Origin of the sequence: Bradyrhizobium glycinis (assembly GCF_016031655.1) — a bacterium.
Classification (GTDB): domain Bacteria; phylum Pseudomonadota; class Alphaproteobacteria; order Rhizobiales; family Xanthobacteraceae; genus Bradyrhizobium; species Bradyrhizobium glycinis.
This window is the reverse complement of record NZ_JACCHQ010000028.1, coordinates 29,977-43,083: the sequence shown is the minus strand read 5'-3', so window position 1 is coordinate 43,083 and position 13,107 is coordinate 29,977. Positions and strand designations below refer to the sequence as shown.

11 protein-coding genes are annotated in these 13,107 nt (G+C 64.7%); 7 read left to right on the top strand and 4 right to left on the bottom strand.

Features of this window, described 5'->3' with window-relative positions; translation table 11 throughout:
* Positions 1–107 precede the first annotated feature (107 nt).
* From tsaD to HZZ16_RS30210, 3 genes are read left to right on the top strand one after another with little or no spacing between them, the layout of a single operon-like run.
* Entirely contained in the window at positions 108–1,175 is a 1,068-nt protein-coding gene (tsaD, locus tag HZZ16_RS30220) for a tRNA (adenosine(37)-N6)-threonylcarbamoyltransferase complex transferase subunit TsaD (RefSeq protein ID WP_197953630.1), read from the top strand.
* 2 nt (positions 1,176–1,177) lie between these two features.
* On the top strand, positions 1,178–2,158 hold the full coding sequence (locus HZZ16_RS30215) for an NAD(P)H-dependent glycerol-3-phosphate dehydrogenase (protein WP_197953564.1): 981 nt from the start codon (positions 1,178–1,180) through the stop codon (positions 2,156–2,158).
* A 2-nt stretch (positions 2,159–2,160) separates the two neighbouring features.
* Entirely contained in the window at positions 2,161–2,574 is a 414-nt protein-coding gene (locus HZZ16_RS30210) for an EVE domain-containing protein (RefSeq protein ID WP_197953562.1), read from the top strand.
* Between the two features lie 115 nt (positions 2,575–2,689).
* On the opposite strand, the gene HZZ16_RS30205 is transcribed toward HZZ16_RS30210, so the two are convergent.
* The gene (locus HZZ16_RS30205) at positions 2,690–3,769 is read right to left on the bottom strand and encodes an adenylate/guanylate cyclase domain-containing protein (RefSeq protein WP_197953628.1); all 1,080 of its coding nucleotides are present in this window, start codon (positions 3,767–3,769) and stop codon (positions 2,690–2,692) included.
* 101 nt (positions 3,770–3,870) lie between these two features.
* On the opposite strand from HZZ16_RS30205, the gene HZZ16_RS30200 reads away from it, so the two are divergent.
* Positions 3,871–4,326, top strand: a complete 456-nt coding sequence (locus HZZ16_RS30200) for an SRPBCC family protein (RefSeq protein WP_197953560.1) — start codon at positions 3,871–3,873, stop codon at positions 4,324–4,326.
* Between the two features lie 122 nt (positions 4,327–4,448).
* Here HZZ16_RS30200 and HZZ16_RS30195 read toward each other — a convergent pair whose 3' ends face one another.
* Positions 4,449–5,618 carry a DNA topoisomerase IB gene (locus HZZ16_RS30195; protein WP_197953559.1) on the bottom strand — a complete coding sequence of 390 codons (1,170 nt, stop codon included), beginning with the start codon at positions 5,616–5,618 and terminating at the stop codon, positions 4,449–4,451.
* Between the two features lie 391 nt (positions 5,619–6,009).
* Between HZZ16_RS30195 and acs the strand changes: the two genes are divergently transcribed.
* The gene (gene acs, locus HZZ16_RS30190) at positions 6,010–7,956 is read left to right on the top strand and encodes an acetate--CoA ligase (protein WP_197953558.1); all 1,947 of its coding nucleotides are present in this window, start codon (positions 6,010–6,012) and stop codon (positions 7,954–7,956) included.
* Between the two features lie 421 nt (positions 7,957–8,377).
* Positions 8,378–8,893: a L,D-transpeptidase gene (locus tag HZZ16_RS30185; RefSeq protein ID WP_197953557.1), complete on the top strand. Its 516-nt coding sequence runs from the start codon at positions 8,378–8,380 to the stop codon at positions 8,891–8,893.
* Positions 8,894–8,948: 55 nt separating this feature from the next.
* Here HZZ16_RS30185 and HZZ16_RS30180 read toward each other — a convergent pair whose 3' ends face one another.
* Positions 8,949–9,539, bottom strand: a complete 591-nt coding sequence (locus HZZ16_RS30180) for a thermonuclease family protein (RefSeq protein ID WP_197953556.1) — start codon at positions 9,537–9,539, stop codon at positions 8,949–8,951.
* A 158-nt stretch (positions 9,540–9,697) separates the two neighbouring features.
* The gene (locus HZZ16_RS30175) at positions 9,698–10,690 is read right to left on the bottom strand and encodes a methyltransferase domain-containing protein (protein WP_197953555.1); all 993 of its coding nucleotides are present in this window, start codon (positions 10,688–10,690) and stop codon (positions 9,698–9,700) included.
* A gap of 662 nt (positions 10,691–11,352) precedes the next feature.
* On the opposite strand from HZZ16_RS30175, the gene HZZ16_RS30170 reads away from it, so the two are divergent.
* A complete protein-coding gene (locus tag HZZ16_RS30170) occupies positions 11,353–13,068 on the top strand; it encodes a methyl-accepting chemotaxis protein (RefSeq protein ID WP_197953554.1) in 1,716 nt (571 codons plus the stop codon).
* The last annotated feature ends 39 nt before the right edge of the window (positions 13,069–13,107 follow it).

Below are 13,107 nucleotides of genomic sequence, written 5' to 3'. Positions count from 1 at the left end.
CGCGTGACGATTGCGCAAGCCGACCCCGGGATGCTACCGGACGTACCAGAACTCTGCTTTACGGATGAGCGCAAGGGCGCAAATTGGATAACAATTCGCCAATGCTGGTGCTGGGCATCGAAACCACCTGCGACGAGACCGCCGCGGCCGTGATCGAACGCGCGGCCGATGGCAAGGGCAGGATCCTGTCCAATATCGTGCGGTCGCAGATCGAGGAGCACGCCCGCTTTGGCGGTGTGGTGCCGGAGATCGCCGCGCGCGCGCATGTCGACGTGCTCGACGGGATCATCGACCGCGCCATGAACGAGGCCGGCATCGATTATGCCGAGCTCGACGGCGTCGCGGCAGCCGCGGGGCCCGGGCTGATCGGCGGCGTCATCGTCGGGCTCACCACCGCGAAGGCGATCGCGATGGTGCACGACACGCCGCTGGTCGCGGTGAACCATCTCGAAGCGCATGCGCTGACGCCGCGCCTCACCGACGGCATCGAATTTCCCTATTGCCTCTTCCTTGCCTCCGGCGGTCATACCCAGATCGTCGCGGTCACCGGCGTCAGCCAATATGTGCGGCTCGGCACCACGGTCGACGACGCCATCGGCGAGGCCTTCGACAAGGTTGCGAAGATGCTGGGCCTGCCCTATCCCGGCGGCCCGCAGGTCGAGCGCGCGGCGGCAGGCGGCGATGCCACGCGGTTTGCGCTTCCGCGGCCGATGCAGGGGCGCCCCGATGCCAATTTCTCGCTGTCGGGACTAAAGACGGCGGTGCGCACGGAAGCGAGCCGGCTGGCCGAGCTCACGCCGCAGGATATCAGCGATCTCTGCGCGAGCTTCCAGGCCGCCGTGCTCGATTCAACGGCCGACCGGCTGAGCGTCGGCCTCAGGCTTTTCCGCGAAAAGTTCGGCGCGCCGCGCGCGCTGGTCGCCGCCGGCGGCGTCGCCGCCAATCAGGCGATCCGCGGCGCGCTTGACGATGTCGCGAGGCAGGCCGGGACGCAGCTGATCATGCCACCGCCCGCGCTTTGCACCGACAATGGCGCCATGATCGCCTGGGCCGGCGCCGAGCGCCTCGCGCTGGGTATGACAGACACCATGGACGCGCAGCCGCGCGCACGCTGGCTGCTCGATGCGAATGCGGCGGCGCCCGCGGGTTACGGCAACACGCGGGCGGGATACTAGCGATGATCGCGCCGCAATCCGTCGCAGTGATCGGCGCGGGCGCCTGGGGTACGGCGCTGGCGACGGTGGCGGCGCGAGCCGGTCGAAACGTGACGCTGTGGGCACGCAATGCCGAGCATGGCGCGCGGATCGCATCGACGCGCGACAATCCACGGCTGCCCGGGGTGCGAATCGTGCCTGAGATCGCGGTGACGAGCGATCTGGCGCTCGCCGCGCGCGCAGACATGCTGCTGATCGCAACGCCGGCGCAACATTTGCGCGGCGCGGTCAACATGCTGGCCTCGCACATCAGGAAGGCGGTGCCGATCGTCGCCTGCGCCAAGGGCATCGAGCACGGCACCCACAAGTTCATGACCGATGTGATCGCCGAGGCCGCGCCGCACGCGCAGCCGGCGATCCTGTCGGGGCCGAGCTTTGCCGACGACGTCGCACGCGGCCTGCCGACGGCGGTGACCCTGGCGGCAAGCGATGAGGCGCTGGCCAGCAGCCTGGTGCAGGCACTGGGCTCGCCGACGTTCCGCCCCTATCACTCCACCGACATCCGCGGCGTCGAGATCGGCGGGGCCGCCAAGAACGTGCTGGCGATCGCGGTCGGCATCGCGGTCGGACGCAAGCTCGGCGCCTCCGCGCAGGCGGCGCTCACGACCCGCGGCTTTGCCGAGCTCACCCGCCTCGGCCGCGCGCTCGGCGCACGCCACGAGACGCTCACCGGCCTGTCGGGCCTCGGTGATCTCATTCTGACCTGCTCGAGCCCGCAATCGCGCAACTTCGCGCTCGGCCTCGCGCTCGGGCGCGGCGAGCAGCCTCCCGCCGGTAGGCTAGCCGAGGGCGAGTTCACCGCCCCCGTGCTGATCGAGCTCGCCGCTTCGCAAAACATCGAGTTGCCGGTATCGGAAGCGGTCGCATCGATCCTGAGCGGCCGAAGCACGATCGATGCCGCGATCTCGGCGCTGATGACGCGCCCCTTCAAGGCAGAGGAATAAGCATGGCGTACTGGCTCGTGAAATCCGAACCGTCGGTGTGGTCCTGGGACCAGCAGGTTGCGAAGGGCGCCAAGGGCGAAGCCTGGACCGGCGTACGCAATTTCACCGCGCGTCAGAACCTCGTGAACATGAAGAAGGGCGACAAGGCGTTCTTCTATCATTCCAACGAGGGCAAGGAGATCGTCGGCATCGCCGAGATCATCAAGGAGGCCTATCCCGATCCGACCGACAAGACCGGCAAATTTGTCTGCGTCGACATCAAGGCCGACAAGCCCCTGAAGACGCCGGTGACGATGGCCGCGATCAAGGCCGAGAAGAAGCTCGCGGATATGGCGCTGGTGAAATATTCACGCCTGTCGGTGCAGCCGGTGACGGCAGAAGAGTGGAAGCTCGTCTGCAAAATGGGTGGGGTTTAGTCGTATTTTGCGCTGGATTTGTAGGGTGGGCAGAGCGCAGAGTGTCCACGATTCAGGATGAAAGCCAGCGGTTGAATGGTGGGCACGGCGCGCGAAGAGCGCGCCTTTGCCCACCCTACTGGTCCGGCAGCGCAAACACCTTGCACGGCGCGGCAATGCCGCGCAGCTCATGCGTCCCGAGCGCGACCAGCGGCATCTCCGTCTCGGCGGCGAGCGCGCCCGACACCAGCACTGTCCGGCCCAGCGGCTTGCACAGTCCCTCCAGCCGGCTGACGAGATTGACGGCGGGCCCGATCGCGGTGAAGTCGAGCCGGTTGGCGGCGCCGATATTGCCCCAAAGCATCTCGCCGAGATGGAGCGCGGCGCCAAACGACAAATGCGGCAACCCTTGCTCGCGGCGCTCCTTATTGAGGTACGCCATGCCGGCTTCGGCTGCACTTGCGGCGCGCAAAGCCGCGTCACAGGCGCGGCGCGGTGACGCCTCGAGCACCGGAAAGATCGCGAGCACGCCGTCGCCGATGAATTTCAGCACCTCGCCGCCGAAGGCGTGAACCGCGCCGGCGATGCGATCGAACCAGGCGTCGAGCGCCGCAATGACATCGGCCGGCGCTGTGGTCTCCGACAGGCTCGTGAAATTGCGCAGGTCCGCATAGAGCAACGCGGCCCGGATGGTCTCGCCGAGGTCGCGGCGCAGAGGCGCCGCCAACACCCGCTCCGCGCTGCGCTTGCCAAGGTATGCATCGAGCGTTGCCCGCAAGGTGGCGCGCGCGGCGAGCACGGCAAGCGGCGTCGCGGCGAAACGTGCGGCCTGACGCAATTGCTCGATCTCATCCGCCGTGAACGGACGCGGTCCGATCCAGCCGAGCAGCGGCCCATCGGACCGTCCGGCGACATCTTCATGCACCTCGCCGCCGGCACTATCGCGCAGCCAGCGGCGGCCGGCGTCGTTGGGTGGATCGGGCGCAAGGCCGCCCGGCGCGAAGCCGAGCGCTTCGATCACTTGGCCGCTATCGGCACGCCACAGCCAGGTCCGCTTCGCGATCAGCGGATGTGGCACCTCCAGCGTCAGGGCGCCTGCCGCGAGCGGCACGCCGTCGGCGGCCAGATGCGCGCCGAGCTCCGCGAGCAGGCGGTCGGCCCCGCGACAATCCGAGGCCGCATCGAGGAGCCAGGCGAGGGTCGGGGAGAGCTGCATGAGGCGATCATGGCGAAACAGGGCCGTCTTTGCCACGGGCAATCCTTGACGGAGCGCAGGGCCGCCGCCATGTCCCATGGTCAGACCAGGGATGATCGCCGATGCCCGAGCCATTCATAGTGCGACGCGAGACCCAGATCGCGGCCCCGCGCGCCACCGTCTTCGCCTACCTCACCGACCCCGAAAAGATCCTGAGCTGGATGGGCTCCGACGCGACCACCGAGCCGTATCCCGGCGGGCTCTACCTGCTCAAGGGCGTCAGCCCGCGCGGCGGCGTCGCCCGCGGCGCGTTCCGCGAGGTCGTGCCGGTGCATCGTCTGGCCTACACGTTCGGCTGGGAGGGCGGTCAGGAAGTGCCGCCCGGCTCGAGCCTGATCGAGATCGACCTGATCGAACAGGACGGCGGCACGCTGCTGCGCATGACCCATAGCGGCCTGCCGAGCGAAGCGCAGGCCGCGGCCCATGCAACGGGTTGGGCGCACTATCTGGCGCGGCTCACGATTGCAGCCGCAGGCGGCGATCCCGGTCCTGACCAGGGTGTCTCGGCCCAGACGTAGCTTTAGACGGAGCTCTTGTAGGGTGGGCAAAGGCGCGCTCTTCGCGCCGTGCCCACCACCTTTCACCATAAGCAAATGGTGGGCACGCTTCGCTTTGCCCACCATACGAGAGCGGCGCTTCGTTACACCGCCGCGGTCGCCACCACCTGCGCCAGCAGCTGCTCCCGCCTGGCCTGCGAGCGCTGGCCCGTCATGGTCGCGGCGAAGCGCTCGAGGATGCCCTCCTCGAAGGCGGTGACGATGGTGTCGTGGACGTAGCTCTTGCGGCAGATCGCCGGCGTGTTGGAGAGCTGGTCGGCGGCGGCGCGGATCGCGTCCAGCACCTGCTTCTTGCGGCCGCGCTGGCTGCTCGCCGGCGTGATCCGCGATAGCGATTCGACCACGACGGCGGACGCCATCAGCGTACGGAAATCCTTCAGCGAGATCTTGATGCCGGCGATCTCGCGCAGAAACGCGTTCACCTGGGTGGTGTTGACCGCGCGGACGACGCCGGAGGCATCGCGATACTGGAACATGCGCTTGCCGGGAACGCTTTGCAAAATGCCGATGGCGCGCACCAGCTTGGCGGCGTCGCACTCTTTGCGCACCGCCTTGCCGCCCTTGGCCTTGAAGGTCAGCACGAAACAATCGTCTTCCAGCGTGACGTTGGACTTCAGCAGCGTGGTCGCGCCGCGGGTGCCGTTGAGGCGGGCGTAGGATTCATTGCCGGGGCGGATCGCGGTGCGCGCGATCAGCTCGATCACGGCCGAGAGCGCGAACTCGCGCGTCGGCTCGTCCCCAGACAGGAACGCCGAGACCTTGCGCCGGATTTTCGGCAGCGCGCCGACGAGCTTTGCCAGGCGATGCGCCTTGCGCTGCTCGCGGACTTTCTCCCAGTCGGCGTGATAGCGATATTGCAGCCGGCCCGCGGCATCGCGGCCCACCGCCTGAAGGTGCGAGTTCGGATCGGCGGAGTAGCGCACCTCGCGATAGGCCGGCGGCACCGCCATGGCGTGCAGCCGCCGGATGATGCGGGCGTCGCGGATATGCGCACCGTTGGGACGGACGAACAAATAGCCCTTGCCGCGTTTGATACGGCGGATGGTCAGCTCGTTCTGGTCCCCGAGCCGCAAGCCCAGCTCCTTGGCAAGGGCCTCGACCGTCGCCGCAGGCGCCGTGTCGTAGGTCTTCTTGGGGCTCGGGCGCCTGAAACCGCCCGGTTTCGGCCATTGTCCGAGGGCCTTGGCCAGGGCAATTGCTGCAGGATCGGCTGAAGCGGGCCGTATCGTCCCGAGATTCTGCTGATCCATCATGGTGTTACGCCTTAGCCCTGTCTGTTATCGATCAATGCCGCTGTTGTGATTTTTGTTCCGAGGGGTCTCTTTGGACCCGGGTTGGCCATTTAGGGTGTTCCGAACACGATTGCGAGTCCCGAATCAGTGAGAAGAGGTTGCTAAATACCTCCGACTGGCGCATAGGGGCTCTGCGGCGTCCCTTCTGACGGTTTGGGGGAAGAGCCGAAAGGCGCCCCTCGGCCCTGTTTCAGATTTGCGACAGTGGGCCTCCCGGACCTTGATCCTCCGCATGGCCCGCTGCCCGTCGAAGGTCCAGCTTGTGCTCCTTGTCGGGTCCGGTTAGCCCGACGCATAATCCATCAAATGATGGTGTCGGCACTGCCTGAGCTTGCCGCATGTGGAGGGAAGCATGTCCGAGAAGATCTACGATGTCCCCGCGGAGTGGGCGAAGCGCGCCTGGGTCGACCAGGCCAAGTACAAGGAGATGTACGCCCGCTCGATCTCGGACCCGAACGGTTTCTGGGCGGAACAGGCCAAGCGTATCGACTGGATGCACGCGCCGACGAAAATCGAGAACGTCTCATTCGCGCCCGGCAACATCTCGATCAAGTGGTTCGAGGACGGCATCCTCAACGTCGCCTACAATTGCATCGACCGGCATCTCGCCAAACGCGCCAACCAGACCGCGATCATCTGGGAAGGCGACGATCCCTCGCAGTCCAAGCACATTACCTACAAGGAGCTGCACGACGAGGTCTGCCGGATGGCCAACATCCTGCGCACCCGCAACGTCGGGAAGGGCGACCGCGTCACCATCTACCTGCCGATGATCCCGGAAGCTGCTTACGCGATGCTGGCCTGCGCGCGGATCGGCGCGATCCACTCCGTGGTGTTCGCGGGCTTCTCACCTGATTCCCTCGCCCAGCGCATCAACGATTGCAAATCCAAGGTCATCATCACCGCGGACGAAGGCCTGCGCGGCGGCAAGAAGGTGCCGCTGAAGGCCAATGTCGATGCCGCGCTCAGCAAGGCCGACGGCGTCGACTGGGTCGTCGTGGTCAAGCGCACCGGCGCCAAGGTCGACATGAACCCGACGCGCGACCTCTGGTACCACGAGGCGGCGGCAATGGTGACCACGGAATGTCCGGTCGAGCACATGCACGCCGAGGACCCGCTGTTCATCCTCTACACGTCGGGCTCGACTGGCCAGCCCAAGGGCGTGCTGCACACCTCCGGCGGCTATCTCGTGTTCGCTTCGATGACGCATCAATACGTCTTCGACTATCACGACGGCGACATCTACTGGTGCACCGCCGACGTCGGCTGGGTCACCGGCCACAGCTACATTCTCTACGGGCCGCTCGCCAACGGCGCCACCACGCTGATGTTCGAGGGCGTGCCGAATTATCCGGACAATTCGCGGTTCTGGAACGTCATCGACAAGCACAAGGTCAACATCTTCTACACCGCGCCGACCGCGATCCGCGCGCTGATGCAATCGGGCGACGAGCCGGTGAAGAAGACCTCGCGCGCCTCGCTCCGCCTGCTCGGCTCGGTTGGCGAGCCCATCAATCCCGAAGCCTGGGAGTGGTATCACCGCGTCGTCGGCGACGACCGCTGCCCGATCGTCGACACCTGGTGGCAGACCGAGACCGGCGGCATCCTGATCACGCCGCTGCCGGGTGCGACCAGGCTGAAGCCGGGCTCGGCGACGCAACCCTTCTTCGGCGTGGTGCCTGAAATCGTCGATGCCGACGGCAACGTGCTCGAAGGCGAGACATCAGGCAATCTCTGCCTGACGCGCTCGTGGCCCGGCCAGATGCGCACGGTCTATGGCGACCACGCCCGGTTCGAGCAGACCTATTTCTCGACCTACAAGGGCAAGTACTTCACCGGCGACGGCTGCCGCCGCGATGCCGACGGCTATTACTGGATCACCGGCCGCGTCGACGACGTCATCAACGTCTCCGGCCACCGCATGGGCACCGCCGAAGTCGAGAGCGCGCTGGTCGCGCATGAGAAGGTGTCGGAAGCGGCGGTCGTCGGCTTCCCGCACGACATCAAGGGTCAGGGCATCTACGCCTATGTCACCCTGATGGCCGGCGTGCAGCCGAGCGACGAGCTGCGCAAGGAGCTCGTGACCTGGGTGCGCAAGGAGATCGGTCCGATCGCCTCGCCCGACCAGATCCAGTTCGCCCCGGGCCTGCCCAAGACCCGTTCCGGCAAGATCATGCGCCGCATCCTGCGCAAGATCGCCGAGGACGAGCCGGGGAGCCTCGGCGACACCTCGACGCTCGCCGATCCCGCCGTTGTCGATGATCTCGTCAAGAACCGGCAGAACAAGAAGTCGGCGTAAAGATCCGATCTCGTGCCCCGGACGCAGCGCAGCACGCAAGTGATGCGCTGCTGAGCCGGGCCCAGCGATCGACCGAAAGAAAGAACTGGGTCCCGGATCGGCGCTCCGCGTCGCTGCGCTTGTCCGGGACACGAGCGTGTCGCGCCCCTCTCAACCAACTGCCATTAACACCCTCACGCTGTTGTCAGCGGGCGCGGCAGCGCGCCTCTCATCTTTCCCGCCGAGTGTTGTTTTCTGGTCATTTACTTTATTTCGAACATTTCCTTTGTTCCCCCTGCTGGCCAGCCCTCGGCAGCCGCGCGTGGAAACCATTCGGTTAACGGGCGCGGTTCAGAATCAGCATCGACGAGGGCTTGGTGCGCCGGCGATTGCCAGTTCTGCGTCATTTTGGACGATCCGTTTTGGGCAAGGGGAAGCATCGATGTCGATGAGGATTGCGGTGGCGGTGGCCGCCACCATCGCGGCTGGGGTCTTGACGTCGACGGCGGCGCAGGCGCGACCGGAAATGGTGGGGGCACACCTGGCCGACTATTCGCCGGGCACCATCGTGGTCAAAACCAGCGAGCGGCGGCTTTATCTCATCCTCGGGAATGGCCACGCGGTGCGCTATCCGGTCGGCGTCGGCAAGGCCGGCAAGCAATGGGCCGGCACCACGAAGATCGACGGCAAATATCTCAATCCGGCCTGGGCGCCGCCCGCCGAGGTGAAGCGCGACAAGCCGAACATCCCCGACGTCATTCCGGGCGGTTCGCCGCGCAACCCAATGGGCGTTGCGGCGATGACGCTCGCCGGCGGCGAATATGCGATCCACGGCACCAACGTGCCGGGCTCGATCGGCGGCTTCGTATCCTATGGCTGCATCCGCATGCTCAACGACGACATCACCGATCTCTACGGCCGCGTCTCCGTCGGCACGACGGTGGTCGTGACGCGCTGATCGAGCAGATCCTGAGAGGACAACCAAAGCCGCGTCGTGCGACGTGGCTTTCTTGTTACCAGAAGCGCCAGCCCCGCGCGCACCAGCCGTCGCGGTGGCCGCCATTGTAGCGGCGCACATAGCCGCCCGCGAGCAGGGCGGCCGCGACGTCGGCGGTGCGTCTGGTCGCGACATCGGCAAGAACGCGCCCGTACTTGTCGGCCCCGAGATTGGTGACCGTGACGCCGCCCTGGCCGAGCAGCGCGCGCAGTGCGTCGGCCGCGGCTTCAGCCTTGCTCAATTCCTCCTGACAGGACGCCTTCAGCTCCGGTGCATCGATGCCGCGCAGGCGAACGCGTGCGACGAGATCGCGGCCATCGCGTTGATGTACGCGCGCCAGGATAGTGTCGCCATCGATGGTGCGGATGACATCGATCGGCAGGCGATCGTCGGGATTGCCTGAGTGCTGGAGGATGATCTCGGCGTCCTGCGCGCGCTCGTCTCCCGGATGCGGAACCGGCCAGTTCGTGCCGTGCCGGAATGTGAGCACGACCGACCCGACAAGCCCGATCACGAACACCCACGGCACCAGTCCGGCAAAGCGACGGCCGAATGGCGAGCCGCCGAACCGCGGCCGATAAGCATTCGGGCGATCCTGGAAACGCATCAACCGATGCTAAGGCTGAGTCTGGGATGACGGCAAGGCGCGCGGCCTGCTGCCAACGCGCGCCTCGTCCGGATCATGGCCGGTCGTAAATTCCACCCATGCAGAGAACGCTGGTCCAAGCGCGACGGATAAGGCAGCCACAACGATCCCGTTGTCAATTAACTCGCCCGCTCTACGCGCGCTGCATCTCCGATGGAGTTGGTTTTACGCCAAGCTGCATCGAGCTTTACCACGAGCCGATCGCTAGCTTCGAGGGTGACGGCCGTGGCTAGAGTGCTCATATGCTCTGCCGTCCACAGCAGATGGCTGTCGGACCAGAGTTCTTGTGTCCAAAGGATGGCATTGCATAAGCCCGGCGCGACAAGGTCCAGGCCCAACTCGCTTGGATAAGGTGCCGTTTGCGTCTCAGCACCGTAGTTGATGTCGGCAACCTGGCTTTCTCTGCTCAGTTTGCGGAATGCGCCGCGCAGATAACGATAACCTCCACTTCCCCATGATGGAGACCATTCGTAGTCAGCACTGATGCGCGGGCGCGCCATCGTGTGCTGTAACTCCATGCGTGCCGTCTCGAACAGCGTCTTCAAGCTAAGCTGATACCGCTTTTCCATATCGGAGATTGTGCGGCGCAGATCGTCTAGTTCGGTACCGGCGTCGACACCGGGCCATTCACAAGCAACACCCGAATAGCGAACCCGGTCCGGTATGATGATGCAATTCGGCCTGCCGAATTGCTCGCGCAAAGCATAAACGAGCGTTGAGCGAGCCTCGTCGACAACGAGATGATTCGTATAGACGAAGGCGATAATGGCATCGAAGCCACCATTGAGCGTGTCGCGCGACTGGGTTGTGAGATCGCCTTCGACGAAGCGGATCTTGTTTGAAAGACCATTCTCCTCTGCCAGGGCGCGCGCGAGCTCCACGTTCTCGCGATCGATCGCAACGACCTCAGAAGCGCCCGCCTTCGCAGCGAGGAACGACATGAGCCCGGTACCGCAGCCGGCGTCGAGCACGCGCATTCCGGGTCGGATGAGCCGTTCGATGGCGCGGGCAACGGCCATGGTGCGATCGACTCGTGCGAGCAGTCTGACATGAGTAATACTAGAGAACAGTGGGTTGTGAAAGGAATGGGCAGGTTTCGTGGCGTTCGACATCGGCGGAATCCGGGTGCTTTGGTTGATTTCACTTTCAATTCGGGTGTTAGCATCGCTCTCGGAGACCGACGCTAAGCCGGAATTCTCATAACGTTGGCGACGGGAAGATCAGCACCGGCGATTCAACCATAAGTTCCAATCGTGTGAGCAGTTCCGCCAGCTCGGCGGGCGCGGTGTCCGGAACTGGTTGTCCGGCTCCGCTCAAGATTCTTTCACCTAGGCTAGTGCTATCTTAAGATGTGTCAACGACATTCAATGCATATGCCGGAGGAGAATGGCGATTCGCATCACCAACAGGCCCGGATCGATCGGTGGGCTTGTATCCTATGGTTCCCATTCGCACACTGAACGGGGACATTTCCGATCTCGGCAGCCACCTCTCGCTCGGCACCACAAATGGTCGACTTGCTGACGGAGTTGGTACCGGCCTCTGCGGCGAATTGCTCTTTGTCGCCGCATCCACGCGCTGAACGACGCCATCATCGCCGTCACCAGCCTCGTTTCGGCTGATCACGATTGGCTGAAGCAGCGCGATCCCGTAATTCTACTACCAGGTGTAAAAATGTTTCTGCGCCTACTTGCATAAAGCTGCAATTCGTTTACGCGAATTTCAATTTTTGGTTGCCAACTGGCTCGGGTAATTGCTGGGACGGGGGTTCACGATGGCATCCTTCAAATTACGTATCGGCACAAAGCTCGGCATCGTCTCAGCGATCAGCATTCTGCTGGTCGGTGGCATGCTGGTCAATCAGGCGCTGGGCAATCGGTCGATTGTGGCATCCAACGGCTTGTTAATTCTCAACTATCTCAACAAGGGCAATGCGCAGTCGGCGCAGACAGCGATAGCGCGGGCGCAGACAACGGCTCTTGAGATCGCGTCCGCGCAGTCAGTCGCAAGAATCGACGAGCTCCTTCAGGTTCTCCGCACCAACGTGACCAAAGCCGACACGGAGATTGATGCCGCGCGCGATCGGGCCAGACAACAGTTTACAAAGGATGCCTACCAGGCGGCCCGGAAAGCTGTGGATGCGTATCTGACCAGCGCCATCGAGCTTGCGGAGGCGCAAAAGCGCGTCATTGGCTCCAATGGAGGGGCCAAGGCCGAGGCGGAAGCGGAGAAAGCCCGCGTTCTTAACGAGCGTACATTCCCGGCGGCTGGGCAAGTCAACGCTGCCATTGACAAGGGAGTGGACATCGCCAACGAATACGCGGCCAAGCGTAAGAGCCAGGTGCTGGAGGAATTGGATTCTACCGCCAATTTGGCGCTGATCATAGGCGTGGCCGTCATGTTGACGCTGATCGGTTCCGCAGTCTTCGCGGTGCTGAACATCGCCCGGCCGATCCGGCATATCGGCGATGTGCTGCGGCAGCTCGCCGACGGCAACAAGGCCATCGAGATTCCCTTCACGACCCGTGGCGACGAAATCGGTGACAACGCCCGTGCGGCCCGTACCTTCAAAGACAATCTGATCCGCATCGAGCGGATGGAAGCCGAGCAGAAGGATCTGGAGGCCGCAGCCGCCGCCCGGCGCAAGGACGAGATGATGAAGCTCGCCGGTGCGTTCGAAGCCGCGGTCGGTAGCATCATCAACTCGGTATCGTCAGCCTCCCAGCAACTCGAATCCGCCGCCGGCACGCTGTCGGGGACGGCAGAGGAGACGCAGCAACTCTCCGGGATGGTGGCCGCAGCTTCCGAAGAGGCCTCCGCCAATGTCGGCGCTGTGGCTTCCGCCGCAGAAGAGATGAGCACGTCGGTAGTCGAGATCGGCCGGCAGGTGCACGATTCCAGCCGCATCGCCGGCGAAGCGGTGAGGCAGGCCGAGCGCACCGACGCGCAGATCAACGAATTGCTCAAGGCTGCGGGCCGGATCGGCGACGTCGTCAAGTTGATCACCGCGATTGCGGAGCAGACCAACCTGCTGGCTCTGAACGCCACGATCGAGGCAGCTCGCGCCGGCGAGTCCGGCCGCGGCTTCGCCGTGGTCGCGAGCGAGGTCAAGGCCCTTGCGGCACAGACCGCGAAGGCCACGGAGGAAATCGGAGCGCAGATCGCCGGCATGCAGAGCGCGACGGAGGACTCCGTTGGCGCGATCAAGGAGATCAGCGCCACCATCGGCAGGATCTCGGACATCTCGACGACCATCGCTGCAACCATTGAAGAGCAGGGTGCTGCGACGGCCGAGATTGCGCGCAATGTCAACGAGGCAGCGAAGGGAACCGTCGAAGTTGCGGACAAGATCGCTCAGGTCAGCCAGGGCGCCAGCGCCACCGGCGCTGCGTCCGGACAGGTGCTATCATCGGCGCGCACACTCTCCAGCGAGAGCGGACTCCTGAAAGCCGAGGTCGAGAAGTTCCTCGAGACGGTGCGCGCGGCCTGATTTGCGGCGAAGCGGCGAGCATCGCGTCGATGCTCGCCC

Excerpts from the sequence above, each read along its gene's own strand:
- HZZ16_RS30215 (WP_197953564.1), top strand. The coding sequence starts at position 1,178 with ATGATCGCGCCGCAATCCGTCGCAGTGATCGGCGCGGGCGCCTGGGGT.
- HZZ16_RS30210 (WP_197953562.1), top strand. The coding sequence starts at position 2,161 with ATGGCGTACTGGCTCGTGAAATCCGAACCGTCGGTGTGGTCCTGGGAC.
- HZZ16_RS30205 (WP_197953628.1), bottom strand. The coding sequence starts at position 3,769 with ATGCAGCTCTCCCCGACCCTCGCCTGGCTCCTCGATGCGGCCTCGGAT.
- HZZ16_RS30200 (WP_197953560.1), top strand. The coding sequence starts at position 3,871 with ATGCCCGAGCCATTCATAGTGCGACGCGAGACCCAGATCGCGGCCCCG.
- HZZ16_RS30195 (WP_197953559.1), bottom strand. The coding sequence starts at position 5,618 with ATGATGGATCAGCAGAATCTCGGGACGATACGGCCCGCTTCAGCCGAT.
- acs (WP_197953558.1), top strand. The coding sequence starts at position 6,010 with ATGTCCGAGAAGATCTACGATGTCCCCGCGGAGTGGGCGAAGCGCGCC.
- HZZ16_RS30185 (WP_197953557.1), top strand. The coding sequence starts at position 8,378 with ATGTCGATGAGGATTGCGGTGGCGGTGGCCGCCACCATCGCGGCTGGG.
- HZZ16_RS30180 (WP_197953556.1), bottom strand. The coding sequence starts at position 9,539 with ATGCGTTTCCAGGATCGCCCGAATGCTTATCGGCCGCGGTTCGGCGGC.
- HZZ16_RS30175 (WP_197953555.1), bottom strand. The coding sequence starts at position 10,690 with ATGTCGAACGCCACGAAACCTGCCCATTCCTTTCACAACCCACTGTTC.
- HZZ16_RS30170 (WP_197953554.1), top strand. The coding sequence starts at position 11,353 with ATGGCATCCTTCAAATTACGTATCGGCACAAAGCTCGGCATCGTCTCA.